The organism is Lelliottia sp. AC1 (assembly GCF_023278595.1).
Lineage (GTDB): Bacteria > Pseudomonadota > Gammaproteobacteria > Enterobacterales > Enterobacteriaceae > Enterobacter > Enterobacter nimipressuralis.
Window position 1 is genome coordinate 1350768 of sequence record NZ_CP025699.1, and the last position, 17197, is coordinate 1367964.

Annotated in this window: 15 protein-coding genes; 6 read left to right on the top strand and 9 right to left on the bottom strand. The window is 58.5% G+C overall.

The window, feature by feature from the left end; genetic code table 11:
* Window positions 1-35 precede the first annotated feature (35 nt).
* The 9 genes from potE to kdpF form a co-directional block, all read right to left on the bottom strand.
* Entirely contained in the window at window positions 36-1352 is a 1317-nt protein-coding gene (gene potE / locus C0560_RS06285) for a putrescine-ornithine antiporter (RefSeq protein ID WP_123429263.1), read from the bottom strand.
* Entirely contained in the window at window positions 1349-3547 is a 2199-nt protein-coding gene (speF, locus tag C0560_RS06290; protein WP_181827488.1) for an ornithine decarboxylase SpeF, read from the bottom strand. Before speF ends, potE begins: the two co-directional genes overlap by 4 nt.
* A 255-nt stretch (window positions 3548-3802) precedes the next feature.
* Window positions 3803-3907 carry a leader peptide SpeFL gene (speFL, locus tag C0560_RS06295; RefSeq protein WP_106875989.1) on the bottom strand — a complete coding sequence of 35 codons (105 nt, stop codon included), beginning with the start codon at window positions 3905-3907 and terminating at the stop codon, window positions 3803-3805.
* A 279-nt stretch (window positions 3908-4186) separates the two neighbouring features.
* Window positions 4187-4864: a two-component system response regulator KdpE gene (gene kdpE, locus C0560_RS06300; protein ID WP_100777193.1), complete on the bottom strand. Its 678-nt coding sequence runs from the start codon at window positions 4862-4864 to the stop codon at window positions 4187-4189.
* Complete coding sequence (gene kdpD, locus C0560_RS06305; protein ID WP_248859840.1) at window positions 4861-7548, bottom strand: two-component system sensor histidine kinase KdpD; 2688 nt, start codon at window positions 7546-7548, stop codon at window positions 4861-4863. Before kdpD ends, kdpE begins: the two co-directional genes overlap by 4 nt.
* Window positions 7549-8124, bottom strand: coding sequence for a potassium-transporting ATPase subunit KdpC (kdpC, locus tag C0560_RS06310; RefSeq protein ID WP_102104158.1), 576 nt, complete (start codon window positions 8122-8124; stop codon window positions 7549-7551).
* Window positions 8125-8136: 12 nt separating this feature from the next.
* Window positions 8137-10185 (bottom strand): potassium-transporting ATPase subunit KdpB, encoded by a 2049-nt coding sequence (gene kdpB, locus C0560_RS06315; protein WP_100777190.1) that lies wholly within the window; start codon window positions 10183-10185, stop codon window positions 8137-8139.
* A 19-nt stretch (window positions 10186-10204) separates the two neighbouring features.
* Complete coding sequence (kdpA, locus tag C0560_RS06320) at window positions 10205-11884, bottom strand: potassium-transporting ATPase subunit KdpA (RefSeq protein ID WP_123429259.1); 1680 nt, start codon at window positions 11882-11884, stop codon at window positions 10205-10207.
* Window positions 11884-11973: a K(+)-transporting ATPase subunit F gene (gene kdpF, locus C0560_RS06325; RefSeq protein WP_003858638.1), complete on the bottom strand. Its 90-nt coding sequence runs from the start codon at window positions 11971-11973 to the stop codon at window positions 11884-11886. Before kdpF ends, kdpA begins: the two co-directional genes overlap by 1 nt.
* 308 nt (window positions 11974-12281) lie before the next feature.
* On the opposite strand from kdpF, the gene C0560_RS06330 reads away from it, so the two are divergent.
* From C0560_RS06330 to pxpA, 6 genes are all read left to right on the top strand, one after another.
* Window positions 12282-12488 carry a YbfA family protein gene (locus tag C0560_RS06330; RefSeq protein ID WP_095281257.1) on the top strand — a complete coding sequence of 69 codons (207 nt, stop codon included), beginning with the start codon at window positions 12282-12284 and terminating at the stop codon, window positions 12486-12488.
* Window positions 12489-12707: 219 nt separating this feature from the next.
* Window positions 12708-14120 carry a deoxyribodipyrimidine photo-lyase gene (gene phrB / locus C0560_RS06335; RefSeq protein WP_248859842.1) on the top strand — a complete coding sequence of 471 codons (1413 nt, stop codon included), beginning with the start codon at window positions 12708-12710 and terminating at the stop codon, window positions 14118-14120.
* Window positions 14121-14130: 10 nt separating this feature from the next.
* Window positions 14131-14874: a type 2 GTP cyclohydrolase I gene (locus C0560_RS06340; RefSeq protein WP_100777187.1), complete on the top strand. Its 744-nt coding sequence runs from the start codon at window positions 14131-14133 to the stop codon at window positions 14872-14874.
* Between the two features lie 14 nt (window positions 14875-14888).
* A complete protein-coding gene (gene pxpB / locus C0560_RS06345) occupies window positions 14889-15545 on the top strand; it encodes a 5-oxoprolinase subunit PxpB (protein WP_248859844.1) in 657 nt (218 codons plus the stop codon).
* Window positions 15539-16471, top strand: a complete 933-nt coding sequence (gene pxpC, locus C0560_RS06350; protein WP_100777185.1) for a 5-oxoprolinase subunit PxpC — start codon at window positions 15539-15541, stop codon at window positions 16469-16471. The genes pxpB and pxpC overlap by 7 nt, the downstream gene beginning before the upstream one ends.
* Window positions 16461-17195, top strand: coding sequence for a 5-oxoprolinase subunit PxpA (gene pxpA / locus C0560_RS06355; RefSeq protein WP_248860258.1), 735 nt, complete (start codon window positions 16461-16463; stop codon window positions 17193-17195). The genes pxpC and pxpA overlap by 11 nt, the downstream gene beginning before the upstream one ends.
* Window positions 17196-17197: the final 2 nt, after the last annotated feature.

The following is a 17197-nucleotide window of genomic DNA, read 5'->3' on the forward strand; positions in this document are numbered from 1 at the left end:
GTAAGCAGTAATGCCCCCGGGCTTTTTTGTCGCTCTTAGCTGTGCTTATTCTTCAGCTCAAATCTTGGCGACACCAGACCGTACAGCGTCCAGCCCATAAACGTCACCATCGCCCCGTACAGCATCGCTTCCTGGCCGGAAGAGTAGAGCGCATAGAAGCTATATATCGCCCCAATCAGCGCCACGAAATTCGCAATCTTCGCTTTGCGGGGATCGACATTCGCCATTTTCTGAATAATCACCAGTGCGGCCATCGACAGAATATACGGAATAATGTTGGTCACTACCGCCAGGTTCACCAGCACGTTGAACTGGCTGTTCAGCGACGGGCTAATGGTCATCAGCGACAACCCACTCTGGAAAATAACAATCGCCAGCATCCCCTGAATCGGTGCGTCGGACTTGCTGACGCGGGAGAAGATTTTCGGGAAATATCCGGAGTCGGCAGAGGATTTAAACACCTGGGCAATGGTGAACTGCCAGCCGAGCAGCGAACCGCAGCAGGACATCACCATCAGGCCCATGATCACTTTCCCGACTTCCGGCGTGAACATTTGCGCAAACGCCAGGCCAAACGGCGCGGTTGAATTCGCCAGATCCATGTTTGGCACAATCCCGGCAATCACGTTGGTGGAGACGATGTAAATCACTGCAGCCCCCAGCGTCCCGCCCAGTACCGCGATCGGCACGTTGCGTTCCGGGTTTTCCACCACCTCGGCGTTCGCACAGGCCGATTCCAGCCCAAGGAAAGCCCACAGCGTCATGGCGATGGAGGAACCGACCGCCGCGAAGAACGGCACGTGGTGCGGGTTCCAGGAGTTGGCGTACAGCGTCGGACTAAACCAGAACCAGCCGATAATGCACAGACCCACCACCGGGATGATCACCCCCCAGACGGTGATACTGCTGATCTGCCCGGTGATGCGCGCGCCGCCGAAGTTAGCGACGGTACACAGCCACAGCACGCCGATGGTCGCGATACCGATCTGCACCGGGCTCAGGGCGACGCCGAACAGCTCGGTGCCGTACCCGACCGCCGAAATCGCAATCGCGACGTTAGCGATCAGCAGCGACACACCGTAGGTATAGTTGGCCATAAAGTTGCCCGACTTGCCGAAGGCATACTCCGCGTAACCGCCCATCCCGCCGGACTTACGGCTGAACATCCCGCATTTGGCGAAAGCCCACGCCAGCGCCATCGAGCCAACGGCGGTCACCAGCCAGGAGATAATTGAGATGGTACCGACTTCGGCGAGTTTGGTCGGGAGCATAATAATCCCCGAGCCCATCATATTGACCATGGTCAGGACGGTGAGCTGCACCACGCCCATCTTGTTGGATTTTTTACTCATAGTGTTTCCCCTTTCAGCAGCGCGGGCTGGGCGGCTGGCTGCTTAATCACGTAACAGCGAACCTGTTTGCGCCCGTCGCACTCTTCGACGTACACACCCTGGAGTTCCGGCGCGAAGCCTGGCAGAAGGTTAATCCCTTCTTCCAGCGCCGTGAAATAGCGCAGAACCGCGTCGCCCCACACTTCCCCCGGGACCACGCACAGCACGCCCGGTGGGTAAGGGAGCGCGCCTTCCGCGGCAATACGGCCTTCTGCATCGCGCAGAGAGACCAGCTCCACTTCGCCGCGCAGATAGGCGTAGTTCGCCGCCTGCGGGTTCATTTTCACTTGCGGGAAATGCGCCTTGCGGAACATCTCTTTTTGCAGCTGTTTCACGTTGTGGCGGGCGTAAAGGTCATGCATCTCCTGGCAAATCTGGCGCAGAGAGTAACCGGCGTAGCGCTCAGGATGCTGCTTGTAGAGGGACGGCAGCACCTCTTTCAGCGGCGCATCAGTTTCCAGCAGTTTCTCGAAACGCACCAGTTGAGCGATCAGTTGCTGCAACTTGCCCATGTCTTCGGCAGGCGTCAGCAGGAACAGGATGGAGTTGAGATCGCATTTTTCCGGGACGATGCCGTTTTCGCGCAGGAAGTTAGCGAGGATGGTGGCCGGTACGCCGAAATCGTCGTATTCCCCGGTACGGGCGTTGATGCCGGGTGTGGTCAGCAGGAGTTTGCACGGATCGATAAAATACTGATGCTCAGCGTAACCTTCGAAGGCATGCCAGTTTTCACCCGGCACAAAATGGAAGAAGCGCAGATCCGTGGAGATCTCTGCCGTCGGCCAGCTTTCCCACGGCTTGCCATCTACCGTTTCAGGCACAAACGGGCGGATGAACTGGCAGTTTTGCAGGATCAGCTTGCGCGCTTCGATACCGTTCACCACGCAGTCCATCCACATGTTGCGTCCGCTCTGGCCCTCATGCATGCGGGCGTTGATGTCCAGCGCGGCAAACAGCGGATAAAACGGGCTGGTGGAGGCGTGCATCATGAACGCGTTGTTCAGACGTTTGTGCGGAACGTAGCGCTGCTGGCCTTTGATATGGCTGTCTTTTTTGTGGATCTGCGAAGTCTGAGAGAAGCCTGCCTGCTGTTTATGCACCGACTGAGTGACCAGAATCCCCGGATCGTTCTCGTTCAGCTCCAGCAGCAGCGGGGAACAATCCGCCATCATGGGAATAAACTGCTCGTAGCCGACCCACGCCGAGTCAAACAGGATGTAGTCGCACAGATGACCAATCTTATCAACCACCTGACGGGCGTTGTAGATGGTGCCATCGTAGGTACCGAGCTGAATGACCGCCAGGCGGAACGGACGCTGTTCGCGCATCCGGTCCGGAGCCACTTCAGCCACCAGCTCGCGCAGATAATTCTCTTCGAAGCAATGGGCGTCAATCCCGCCGATAAAGCCGTACGGGTTGCGTGCGGTTTCCAGATAGACCGGCGTCGCACCGGCCTGCAGCAGCGCGCCGTGATGGTTAGATTTATGGTTGTTACGGTCAAACAGCACCAGATCGCCCGGCGTCAGCAGGGCGTTCAGCACCACTTTGTTGGACGACGACGTGCCGTTCAGCACGAAGTAGGTCTTATCGGCGTTGAACACTTTCGCCGCATGTTTTTGTGCCGTACAGGGCGCACCTTCGTGAATGAGCAGATCGCCCATTGCCACGTCGGCATTGCACAGGTCAGAGCGGAACAGCGTCTCGCCAAAGAAATCGACAAACTGATTACCGGCAGGGTGACGGCGGAAGAACTGACCGCCCTGATGCCCCGGGCAATCAAAGGCGCTGTTACCCTGTTTGACGTAATCTACCAGCGCGCGGAAGAACGGCGGGCGCAGCTGAGTTTCATACTTCAGCGCGGCGGCTTCCAGCTGGCGTCCGTAGAAATCGTTGCTGGTGTCGTTGCACTCAAATACGCCGTGAATGCGCGGTAAATATTCGGCCGGAACCATCTCTTCTTTGTGCGTCGCGATAAATACCGGGATTCCAAAACCGGTGGCTTCTATTTCTTCAATGGTGCCATTAAAAATATCGCCGACGGCCAGTACTACGGCTGCCACATCAATATAATCGGTCGCACTGGCATCGACCATTTCCCGAGTGGTGGTGAAGCAGTCCGGGCAAGCGCGGCTGGCAGCGATTTTTAGCATTTTCATATTTATCTCTTTATTTTAGGCAATATTTGTCCTTCGACTTCGTATAAATAAGAAATCGAAATAGTCCGGAAAAAAAGCAAAGAGGAGCCGCTGATAAAAAATCAGTGAATTGCTTTTTGATGAGTTAAATCCCAGGCCGTCCGGAAACGGAATAGACAGGATTTAAGGAAAAGGAGCGCAGCGCCCACAGGCAAATGCCTGTAAGTCAGGGTGTTTCAGGAGAACCTGTAAGCAAACGCGCCCTGGGTCGAAGGACTACCGGGCGTTGAAGAAGTGAAAGTCAAAGCTATTGCGGTGGGCGAACATCATAATATGCGTTGTTCGCCTTATATGCGGCATTAAACGATTATTGTTTTCCATGACTGTTTTTCCTTTCAGTAATTGAAAGCAAGGCCATTTTATCCATGAAAAGGCAGCAAACCGTGAAGAAGATCACCAATAACCGATCAAATCAGAAATAAATATTCGTTTTGCGTGAATAGAGCAGTGCATAACGCTGCTTTGTATTAATAATGTTAATACAATGTATTGCTGGTGTGTTTGTTTAATTTAAAGAGGGCGGGAACACGTGTTTTCGTAATAATTAAAAAGGCAGAAATATGTTGTGCTAATTTAATTGAGTTAATTCTGAATGGTTATTCAAAGCATAAACCGATAACCGATACCGGTTTCAGTTAATAAATGGCGGGGGCGTGCGGGGTCAGCCTCAAGTTTTTGACGAAGGTGGCCCATATATATGCGTAAATAATGACTATGCTCAACGGCGTTCGGTCCCCAGACCTGATTAAGCAGCTGACGTTGGGTCAGCACTTTGCCGTGATTGTTAAGCAGCACGGCCAGCAGGCGAAACTCAATCGGGGTGAGGTGGATCTCTTGGGTACCGCGCAGAATTCGACGGGCAGGCAGATCGACCTGGATATCTGAAAAGGTAAACACCGGATCGGACGGCGTCGTCGCACTGTGGCGGCGCAGCGCCACGCGCAGGCGCGCCTGAAGTTCACCAATACCAAAAGGTTTGCTGAGATAGTCATCGGCCCCGGCGTCCAGCGCCGCAATTTTATCCGTCTCTTCGGCGCGGGCAGAGAGCACAATGATGGGCATTTGGCTCCACTGGCGCACTTCGCGAATAAAATCGAGACCGTCGCCGTCAGGGAGGCCTAAATCGAGGATCACCAGGTCGGGTTTGCGGGTGGCCGCTTCGATAAGCCCGCGCTGTAATGTCCCGGCGTCATATACGCGCAAGCCGTCTCCCTCCAGCGCAGCGCGCAGGAAACGGCTAATGGCGAGTTCGTCTTCAACAATCAGGACGTTAATCACAAATCCTCGGGTAATTCATTCATTTCTGGCGGGACATCCAGCGGAAGTGTAACACAAAAACAGGCACCTCCTTCCGGTCGGTTGTGGGCGGTAATGGTGCCGCCGTGCACATCGACAATCGCCTGACAGATGGCCAGCCCTAGCCCGACTCCGGGAATGGCCGACTCTTTATTCCCGCGCGCAAACTTCTCAAAAATCGCGCTTTCCTGACCGGACGGAATGCCCGGCCCGTCGTCCCACACTTCAAGGCGCAGTGCCTGATGCGCGACGCCCGCCGTTAAACCAATTTCCGCTTTTGCGCCCGCGTATTTCGCCGCATTCTCCAGCAGATTGATCAGGACTCGCTCGAACAGCGGCCCGTCGACGTGGATCAGCGTGAGCGGTTCAGGCATGTCGAGGGTGATATGGCGACCGCCCAGCCCTGGTTCCAGCATTTGTAAGGCGCTGCCGACCACCTCTTCCAGCGTCAGCCACTCTTTTTTAAGGTTAAACCCACCGGACTGAATACGCGCCATATCGAGCAGATTATTCACCAGCCGGGTGGTGTTGAGCACGTGCTGGCGGATCTCGCTAGCCTGCAGAGCGTGAGGGGAATTCTCCGCCGCCAGGTCGAGGGTCAGGATCTCCGACTGACCAAACAGCACCGTCAGCGGCGTGCGCAGATCGTGAGAGAGCGCCGCCAGCAGGGAGTTGCGAATACTTTCGCGCTCGCTCGCCAGCCGCGCCAGCTCTTCGCTGGTGGTGAGGGCCAGACGCTCCAGCGCGCTGGCAACCAGCAGGGTAAAGGTTTCCAGCAGGCGCTGCTGTTCCGGGATCATCAGCTGTCGCAGATTCGACGGCTCAACAATCACCAGCCCCAGGGTTTTGTCAGCGCTGCGCAGGGGGAGAATCAGATAGGGCACGCCGGGCAGCGTATCGGTTCCGGCACCGGCGGGCAGCCCTTTGTCAAAACTCCAGCGGGCGATGGCTTCATCCCACGGCGTCATGCCGTTGGCGGAGGTGAGTGGGCGCAGTTTTCCGTGCTCGTCCGGGAGCAAAATCAGGCTGCTGGCCTGGAACGTGGAGCGAATAAACTGCTCGCTGGTCTGGACGATATCCAGCGGCGTGCGCCCGACGGCGAGCGATTTCGACATCTCATACAGATGGCGCGTGCGCTGTTCGCGGTAGCGGGCGATACGCGCCTGATAGCGCACGCCCGCGGTGAGATTACCAATCACCAGCCCGACGGTCAGCATCACGGCAAACGTCAGAATATACTGCACATCCGACACCGCCAGCGTGCCGCGTGGGGCGATGAAGAAGAGGTCAAAGCTGGCGACGTTAATGATCGTCGCCAGTACCGACGGCCAGCGCCCGTAGAGCAAAGCCACCACCACCACACCCAGCAGATAGACCATCACCAGGTTGGCGGCGTCAAAGGCAATCAGCCATTGGCTTGCCACAATGGTTATCAGGGCGCAAAGCACCGTCGCCACCAGACAGCCTCTGAGCTGGATGCGCCATTTATCGCCAAAGCTGCGGGCGTCAGGCGTGCGGCTGGGGAGGGGGGCTGGTTTATCGTCGAGCGCAACAATCACCAGATCCAGATCCGGCGCGCGTTTCGCCAGTTTGTCAGCGAAAGATTCGCGGCTAAACCAGCGGCGATGCTGACGGCGACCAATGACGATCTTGCCGAGATTATGTTCCCTGGCGTAGCGCAGGATGGCTTTATCTTCTGCTGGATCGGACAGGGTAGCGGTCTCCGCGCCTAACTCCTGGGCGAGGCGCAGGGCGCTGAGGATAGCGCGCCGCTGGTTTTCCGGCAGGGCGTGCAGGTGTGGGGTTTCGACGTAAACTGCATGCCAGGCACTGCCGAATTTTGCCGCCAGCCGCGCGGCGGTGCGCACCAGTTTCTCGTTGCCGCCGCTGTGCCCGATGCAGAGCAAAATAGCATCGCGGGTATGCCAGACGCGGTCCTGCCCCTGTCGGTCGCGCCAGGCGCGCATCTGATCGTCCACCCGATCGGCGGTGCGCCGCAGCGCCAGTTCGCGCAGGGCAATCAGGTTCCCTTTACGGAAAAAGTGCTCGATAGCGCGTTCGGCCTGCCCGGCGATATAGACTTTGCCCTCGTGCAGGCGCTGGCGCAGATCGTCCGGGGGGAGATCGACCAGCACCACTTCATCGGCGGAATCAAAAAAGGGATCGGGGACGGTTTCACGCACCTGAATGCCGGTGACGCCGCTGACCACATCGTTCAGGCTTTCCAGATGCTGCACGTTAACGGTGGTAAAGACGTCGATACCCGCTTCCAGCAGCTCTTCGACATCCTGCCAGCGCTTGGGGTGACGCGAGCCTGGCGCATTACTGTGCGCCAGTTCGTCCATCAGAATTAATGCCGGACGGCGGGCGAGGGCGGCGTCGAGATCGAACTCGGAGACCAGACGACTGCGATGGCTGATACGACGGGCCGGCTGCGTCGCCAGCCCCTCCAGCAGCGCCGCCGTCTCTTTGCGCCCGTGGGTTTCCACCACGCCGATGAGAATATCCAGCCCCTGCGCCCGCAAACGCTGCGCTTCGGTTAGCATGGCGTAGGTTTTCCCGACGCCCGCACAGGCGCCGAAAAACACTTTTAATTTGCCGCGATGCGCTTCAGCGGTCTGCTCAAGCAGCCGATCCGGATTCGGGCGCAGGGGCTCGTCGGTCATTTAGTTTTTCCTTAGCGCGTCCAGCGCCAGATTCAGCTCAACAATATTCACGACCGGCATGCCGATAAAGCTGACCAGCGGTTTTTGCGTGTGTTCAGCAACCAGTTTGCTGACCTGGTCAGTGGTCAGCCCGCGCGCGGCGGCCACGCGCGGGATTTGCCACGTCACAGCGGCGGGCGTCAGGCTATAATCCAGCCCACTGGCCGAAGCGGTGACCAGTTCAACGGGCACCGTCGGGTTCGCCTGCGGGTTAGCCGCGCGCAGGGCGCTGACGCGTTCACTCACGGCTTTATCCAGTTCAGGATTACTTCCTGCCAGGTTGCTGCCACCCGATGCCATTGGATTATACGGGGTTTCAGCGGTGGCGGAAGGACGCCCCTGAAAGTAACGGGCATCGGTAAAGTTCTGCCCAATCAGGCGCGAACCGCGGCTCTCACCGTTTTGCATAATCAGCGAGCCATTGGCCTGATCCTTAAACCACCACTGGCCCAGCGCGGTGGTCACCAGCGGGTAAAGCCCACCGGTAATCAGCGACAGCAGAATAAACAGAAGTATAGCGGGACGTAACATAGTCATTTGATTTCTCTCTTAAACCAGTCCGAACAGGGTCAGTAACAGGTCGATAATTTTGATCCCGATAAAGGGCACCACTAATCCACCAAGACCATAAATCCACAGGTTGCGGCGCAGCATCGCGGCTGCCGTCAGCGGTTTATAACTCACCCCTTTCAGCGCCAGCGGGATCAGGAAGACAATGATCAGGGCGTTGAAGATCACGGCGCTGAGAATCGCCGACGCGGGCGAGTGCAGATGCATCACGTTCAGCGCGTTGAGTTGCGGGTAGGTGGCAGCAAACGCGGCCGGGATAATGGCGAAATATTTCGCCACATCGTTGGCGATACTGAAGGTGGTGAGCGACCCGCGCGTCATCAGCATCTGTTTACCGATATGGACCACCTCGATAAGTTTGGTTGGGTTAGAGTCCAGATCGACCATGTTCCCCGCTTCTTTTGCCGCCTGGGTGCCGGAGTTCATCGCTACCGCCACGTCAGCCTGCGCCAGCGCCGGGGCGTCGTTGGTGCCGTCGCCGGTCATCGCCACCAGACGGCCTTCCGCCTGGTACTGGCGGATCAGCGCCAGCTTCGCTTCCGGCGTCGCTTCGGAGAGGAAATCGTCCACCCCCGCTTCGGCGGCAATGGCGGCAGCGGTAAGACGGTTATCCCCGGTGATCATCACCGTTTTGATCCCCATTTTGCGCAGCTGGGCAAAGCGTTCTTTAATGCCGCCTTTGACGATATCTTTCAGGGCGATCACCCCCAGAACGTTAGCCCCTTCAGCGACCACCAGCGGGGTGGCACCCTGACGCGCCACGCTTTCCACCAGCTGATCGACCTGCGGTGGGAAGTGGCCGTTATTGGCTTCGATGTGGCGACGAATGGCGTCCACGGAGCCTTTACGGATCATGCGATCCTGAATGTTAATCCCGCTCATCCGCGTTTGTGCCGTGAAGGGCACAAAGGTGGCGTGCAGGCTCTGCACGTCGCGCTGGCGCAGATTGAAGCGCTGTTTAGCCAGAATCACGATGCTGCGGCCTTCCGGCGTTTCATCCGCCAGCGAGGAGAGCTGCGCCGCATCGGCCAGCGTTTTCTCATCGACACCCGGCGCAGGCAGGAAGTCCGACGCCTGACGGTTGCCGAGAGTAATGGTCCCGGTTTTATCCAGCAGCAGCACGTCCACGTCGCCCGCCGCTTCGACCGCGCGGCCGCTGGTGGCGATCACGTTCGCGCCGAGCATCCGGCTCATCCCGGCCACGCCGATGGCCGACAGCAGACCGCCGATGGTGGTGGGGATCAGGCAGACCAGTAGGGCCACCAGCACCGTGACGCTCACCGCCGTGCCGCCGTAAGCGGAGAACGGCCACAGGGTGGCGGTCGCCAGCAGGAAGACGATGGTCAGGGCTACCAGCAGAATGGTGAGCGCGATTTCATTTGGCGTTTTGCGACGCTGCGCGCCTTCGACCATGGCGATCATCCGGTCGAGGAAGGTTTCGCCCGGATTGACGCTGCACTGGATCACCAGCCAGTCAGAGAGAATGCGCGTCCCGCCCGTGACCGAGGCAAAATCGCCGCCGGACTCACGGATCACCGGCGCGGACTCCCCGGTGATGGCGCTTTCGTCCACTGACGCGCCGCCTTCGATCACCTCCCCGTCGCAGGGGATAATATCGCCCGCTTCCACCAGCACCACGTCGCCTTTGCGCAGTTCATCGGCCGGGACGTGATCCATCTGTGCGCCGTATTTCGGTTCGCGCAATTTGCGGGCAAACGCGGTCTTTTTGACCCCTTTCAGGCTGTTGGCCTGCGCTTTGCTGCGGCCTTCCGCCAGCGCTTCGGCAAAGTTGGCGAACAGCACCGTAAACCACAGCCACAGGCTGATGGCCCCGGTAAACAGGGCGTCGCCCGTCAGGTGTCCGGTGCTCATGGCGATGGCAAGCGCGGTGGTGACCACGCTGCCAATCCAGACGATAAACATCACCGGGTTGTGCCACTGCACGCGCGGGCTGAGTTTTTTCACCGCATCCATCAACGCCTGGCGAACCAGTGTCGGTTCTAAGAGGGCCAGTTGTTTACGACTCATGACTGATATCTCCGCTCTGTTAGCGTAAAGAAAGATGTTCCGCGACCGGGCCTAACGCGAGGGCGGGGATAAAGGTCAGGGCACCGACCAGCAGGATGGTGCCAATCAGCAGGCCAATAAACAGCGCGCCGTGTGTCGGGAGCGTACCGGTTGAGGTGGGCTGAATCTTTTTACTCACCAGCGATCCGGCGATAGCCAGTACCGGCACGATCACCCCAAAGCGGCCCACGAACATGCAGAACGCCAGCAGGCAGTTCCAGAACGGAGAGTTGGCGCTTAACCCGGCAAAGGCGCTGCCGTTGTTGTTGGCCGCAGACGACACGGCGTAGAGCACTTCGCTAAAGCCGTGGATGCCTGGGTTGAAAATGCCGCTGCGCCCGGCCTCGGTCATTAGGGCCAGCGCGGTGCCCATCAGCACCAGCGCAGGGGTCACCAGGATGGCAAGGGCGGTCAGTTTCATTTCGCGCACGTCGATTTTTTTACCCAGATACTCCGGCGTGCGGCCAATCATCAGCCCGGCGATAAACACCGCCAGCAGAACGAACAGCAGCATGCCGTAAAGACCGGCACCGACGCCGCCGAAGACCACTTCGCCAATCTGCATCAGCCACAGAGGGATCATCCCGCCGAGAGCCGTGAAGGAGTCATGCATCCCGTTGACGGCGCCGCAGGAGGCGGCCGTTGTCACTACAGCGTACAGGCTGGTGGCGAGGATACCGAAGCGGCTCTCTTTGCCCTCCATATTGATACTGCTGTCAGCGCCCAGCTGCAGGAAATGGCTATTACCGTGCCACTCCGCCCACATCACCAGCGCCGCGCAGACCACAAAGATAATCGACATCGCCCACAGCAATGTCCGGCCCTGACGGCGGTCATTTACCACATCACCAAAGGCGAAACAGAGCGCGGCGGGGATCAGGAAGATCGCCAGCATCTGCACGATATTGGTCAGCGCGGTCGGGTTCTCGAACGGATGCGAGGAGTTGGCGTTAAAGAACCCCCCGCCGTTGGTGCCCAGCATTTTGATCGCTTCCTGCGATGCCACCGGCCCCATCGGCAGCATCTGTTTCACGCCTTCAAGAGAGGTGTAAGACGAGTAGGGCAGCAGGTTTTGCAGGGTGCCTTGCTGAATAAAGAACAGGGCGATCAGCAGAGCAATCGGCAGCAGTAGCCACAGGGTAATGCGCGTGAGATCGACCCAGGCGTTGCCCAGGGTGCTGATTTTCTGGCGGGAGAAGGCGCGGATAAGAGCAAAGATCACCGCAATGCCGCTGGCGGCAGAGAGGAAGTTCTGAACCGTTAACCCCACCATCTGGCTGAAATAGCTGAGGGTGGTTTCACCGGCATACGACTGCCAGTTGGTGTTACTGACAAAGCTGACGGCGGTATTGAGCGCCAGATGCCACGACAGACCCGGCAGCTGCTGCGGGTTGAGAGGCAGAATGCCTTGCAGCATCAGCATCGCGAACAGCACCACCAGCCCGACGATATTCAGCAACACAATGGCGATCAGATACTGCCGCCAGTTCATCTCCTGGGGGTTGATCCCAAGTACGCGCCAGATCCCGTTTTCGACGCCCCCAATCACCGGCAGCGCGCCGCCGTTAATCATCCGCGCCAGCCAGCTTCCCAGCGGCCTTGCGAGCAGGAAAAGCACCAGCAGGAAGCTGGCGATCAGTAAAAATGCCTGGGCCACCATCAGAACGCCTCCGCATTAATCAGGGCATAAATCAGATAGCCCAACAACAGGAACACCAGCACGATGCCAGCAATCAGACCTGCACTCACAATTCACCTCCGGGTGACTTTTGTCGTTGTGCAAAAGGTAGGATTTATGGCGCAAAGATTTCGCAAAAATCAGCGGGGTGGGTGTAAAAAAAGTATAAAAATGACAAGACCCTGATTTAACTAATGGTAAGTATCTTGTTAACTTTTATGTAACTTAATTACAGGCGGAGTGTAAATATTCACTAAACGGATGAAAATAAGTGGTCGGATGAGTAGTAAAATTACAAACAAAGCGGTACTATTTTAGCCAGATAACCACTTCTGAAATTTCCGGATAACGTTTCCGGCCAGCTATAGGGGAGAAAATCATGGACCTGTATAAAGAGTTTCCAGCACATGTTGTCTTTTTACGTCGCACCTTCGCCGTAGTGGCCGGGATTGTGGCGCTGCCAGTGATGTTGTTCTGGAAAGACCGTGCACGTTTTTACAGCTATCTGCACCGCGTCTGGGCGAAAACCAGCGAGAAACCGGTATGGATGGATCAGGCCGAAAAAGCGACCTGCGATTTTTACTAACAAATAGTCACACAGCAATGTCGAACCGCCACAGCGATGTGGCGGTTTTTTTGTGTCTGTCGCTTTCCGCTCGCCCGCCGGGCAAAGGTTACACTTGCTCCTGTAACATAACTTAAACATTATAGAGTCAGATATCCCACGTTTAGGGATAGACGACGCGGTTTCGGCCTGCGGTCAGAAACGCTACGCTTAGGTTATGGACAATTATTCAGGAGTGTTATGACCACGCATCTGGTCTGGTTTCGCGCGGATCTGCGCCTTCATGACAACATCGCGCTCGCGGCCGCCTGCCGCTCTCAAGACGCCCGCGTGCTGGCCCTGTTTATCGCCACGCCCGAACAGTGGCGTGAGCACGGCATGGCCCCGCGACAGGCGGCATACCTGCGTGCGCATCTCAATGCCCTGCAGCAGGGGCTGGCGGAGAAGGGCATTCCCCTGATTTATGAGGAAGTGAGCGACTTTGTCGCGCAGAGCGACAAAGTGCAGCAGGTCTGTGACGCGCACAACGTCACCCATCTTTTTTACAACTATCAGTACGAATTCAACGAGCAGCAGCGCGACCGACAGCTTGAAAACCGGCTTACTACGGTTGTGTGCCAGGGCTTTGACGACAGCGTGATGTTAGCGCCGGGCAGCGTCATGACCGGCAATCACGAGATGTATAAAGTCTTCACCCCGTTCAAAAATGCCTACCTGAAACGCCTGAAAGAGGGGCTACCGGAGTGCGTCGCCGCACCAGCGGCCCGAGGAGAGGCGCTGACCGTTTCTGCGGAGATCAACGTTGACTACCCTCAGCGCGATTTCGACCCGGACCACTTCCCACCGACCGAAAAGGCCGCGATTGCGCAGCTGCGCCAGTTCTGCAAACAGCAGGCCGCTGAGTATGAAGCACAGCGCGATTTTCCCGCCATCGAAGGCACCAGCCGTTTATCCGCCTGTCTGGCGTTGGGCGTGCTCTCCCCGCGTCAGTGCTTGCACCGCCTGCTGGCCGAACAGCCGCAGGCCCTTGACGGCGGGCCGGGGGCGGTATGGCTTAATGAGCTGATCTGGCGCGAATTCTACCGTCATCTGATGACGTATCATCCTGATTTATGTAAACATCGTCCCTTCATCCGCTGGACGGACAAGGTGCAGTGGCAACAGGATGACGCCCGGCTACAGGCGTGGCAAAACGGGCAGACGGGCTATCCAATAGTCGATGCGGCCATGCGTCAGCTAAACGAAACGGGGTGGATGCATAACCGCCTGCGGATGATCGTAGCCAGCTTCCTGGTCAAAGACCTGCTGATCGACTGGCGCGCCGGAGAGCGATATTTTATTTCTCAGCTGATCGACGGCGATCTGGCGGCCAATAACGGCGGCTGGCAGTGGGCGGCGTCGACCGGAACGGATGCCGCTCCCTATTTTCGTATTTTTAACCCGACAACCCAGGGACAACGATTTGACGCTACCGGCGAGTTTATCCGCCAGTGGCTACCTGAACTGTCCGACGTGCCGGAAAAATCGATCCATGAACCCTGGGTGTGGGCGGATAAAACGGGTGAAACCCTCGATTATCCGCGCCCGATTGTTGACCATAAACAGGCGCGAGTCGCCACACTGGCGGCCTATGAAGCCGCCCGCAAAGCGTAAGAGAGTAATGATGAAAAACAGCGAACTGGAAACCTTAATCAATGAAAAGCTGAACAGCGCCAGCTTCAGCGACTACGGCCCTAACGGCCTGCAGGTGGAAGGGCGTGAAACGGTGCAAAAGATTGTCACCGGCGTCACGGCGAGCCAGGCCCTGCTGGATGAAGCGGTGCGCCTGCAAGCGGATGCGGTGATCGTGCATCACGGCTATTTCTGGAAAAACGAAGCACCGATTATTCGCGGCATGAAGCGCAACCGCCTGAAAACGCTGTTGGCGAACGACATCAATCTGTACGGCTGGCACTTGCCGCTGGATGCGCACCCGGAGCTGGGCAATAACGTTCAGCTCGCTCAACTGCTCGGCATCACCGTGATGGGTGAAATCGAAGAGCTGCTGCCGTGGGGTGAGCTGTCCATGCCGGTTCCTGGCCTGGAACTTGCTTCCTGGATTGAGGCGCGTCTGGGCCGCCGTCCACTGTGGAGCGGTGATACCGGCCCGGATCTGGTGAAGCGCGTGGCGTGGTGTACCGGCGGCGGCCAGGGCTTTATCGACAATGCGGCGCGCTTTGGCGTCGACGCCTTTATTACCGGTGAAGTGTCCGAGCAGACCATTCACTCTGCCCGCGAGCAGGGGCTGCATTTCTACGCGGCAGGGCACCATGCCACCGAGCGCGGCGGCATCCGCGCCCTGAGCGAATGGCTGACGGAAAATACCGATCTCGACGTGACCTTTATCGATATTCCTAATCCTGCCTGATGAGAGGTGCGTAAGTGCAGCGAGCGCGTTGTTATTTATTAGGCGAAACGGCAGTGGTACTGGAGTTAGAGCCTCCGGTCACGATGACGACGCAAAAAAGGATCTGGCGCTTAACTCAGCGGCTGGGCGAAATCCCTGAAGTGGTCGAGGCCATACCGGGGATGAACAACATTACCGTGGTGCTGCGCAATCCGCAGTCGGTGGCGCTGGACGCCATCGAGCGGTTGCAGCGCTGGTGGGAGGAGAGCGAGGCGCTGGAGCCGGAGTCGCGATTTATCGAGATCCCGGTGGTGTATGGCAACGCGGCTGGCCCGGATCTGGGCGACGTGGCGCGTCATGCGGGGCTGTCGGAAAAGCAGGTCGTCGAGCTGCATGCCTCGGTGGACTACGTGGTGTGGTTCTTAGGGTTCCAGCCGGGTTTCCCGTATCTCGGCGGATTGCCAGAGCCGCTCCACACGCCACGCCGGGGCGAGCCGCGCCTGATGGTCCCAGCCGGTTCCGTAGGAATTGGCGGGTCGCAGACCGGGGTTTATCCGCTCGCCTCGCCGGGGGGCTGGCAGCTTATCGGCCACACCCCCCAGGCGCTGTTTGATGCTAAACGCGAAGAGCCGGTGCTGTTGCGACCGGGCGATACCGTGCGGTTCGTGCCGCAGAAGGAGGGGGTATGTTGAAGGTGATTCGCGCGGGGTTATACACCTCGGTACAGGACGGCGGGCGCACCGGGCTGCGCCAGTCCGGGGTCAGCTACTGCGGCGCGCTGGACAAACCGGCGTTGCAGATCGCCAACCTGCTGGTGGGCAACGATCCCAATGCCGCAGCGCTGGAGATCACCCTTGGGCAGTGCAGCTTTGAATTTGAACGCGACGGCTGGTTTGCCCTGACGGGCGCGGGCTGTGACGCGACGCTTGACGGCGCGGCGGTCTGGACCGGCTGGCGGCTGCAGGTGAAAGCGGGGCAGCGTCTGACGCTTCATCGCCCGACTCACGGCATGCGCAGCTATCTGGCGGTCGGCGGCGGGATTGACGTACCGGAAGTGATGAACTCGTTCAGCACCGATCTCAAAACGGGCATTGGCGGCTTTGAAGGGCGCCTGCTGAAGGATGGCGATAACCTGCCGCTGGGCAGCGAATCACGCCAATTTACCGACGCGCAGGGGGTGAAACAGCTCCTGTGGAGTAATCGCATTCGCGCCCTGCCGGGGCCGGAGTACCATGAGTTTGACCAGGCCTCGCAGGATGCCTTCTGGCGACTGCCGTGGCGGCTCAGCCCGCAGAGTAACCGTATGGGCTACCGTTTGCAGGGCCAGCAGCTGGCGCGTACCACCGATCGTGAAATGGTCTCCCACGGCCTGCTACCGGGCGTTGTCCAGGTGCCGCACAACGGCCAGCCGATTGTGCTGATGAATGATGCTCAGACCACCGGCGGTTATCCGCGTATCGCCTGCATCATTGAAGCCGATATGTACCATCTGGCGCAAATCCCGCTCGGCCAGCCGATCCACTTTGTGCCCTGTACGCTGGAAGAGGCCCTCGACGCGCGCCGTGTGCAGCGGCAATTCATCGAACAACTGGCATGGAGGTTGAATGATCGTCGTTGATTTAAATGCGGATCTGGGTGAAGGCTGCGGGAGCGATGCCGAGCTACTGACGCTGGTGTCGTCGGCCAATATTGCCTGTGGCTTTCACGCCGGGGATGCGCAGACCATGCGCGAAAGCGTGCGAGGCGCGTTAAAAAACGGCGTGGCGATAGGTGCCCACCCGAGCTTTCCCGATCGGGAGAACTTCGGGCGCACGGCCATGAATCTGCCGCCGGAAACGGTTTACGCCCAAATGCTGTACCAGATTGGTGCGCTGGCGGCGATTGCCCGCGCCGAAGGGGGGCAACTGCGTCACGTGAAACCTCACGGGATGCTCTACAACCAGGCGGCGAAAGACGCGCAGCTGGCTGACGCTATCGCCCGCGCGGTGCATGCGGTGGACGGCAATCTGATTCTGGTCGGGCTGGCGGGGAGCGAACTGATCCGCGCCGGTGAGCGTTACAGCCTGGTGACCCGCGAAGAGGTGTTTGCCGATCGCGGCTATCGGGCCGACGGCAGCCTGGTGCCGCGCAGTGAGCCGGGGGCGCTGATTGCCGATGAAGAGCAGGCGCTGGCGCAAACTCTGGACATGGTGCAGCAGGGGCGGGTGAAAAGTACGAGCGGTGAGTGGGCCTCTGTGCGCGCGCAGACGGTGTGTCTGCACGGAGACGGCGAACACGCCCTAGCGTTTGCCCGTCGCTTGCGCGCAGAATTTGAGTTAAATAATATAAAAATCAGTGCCTAAAG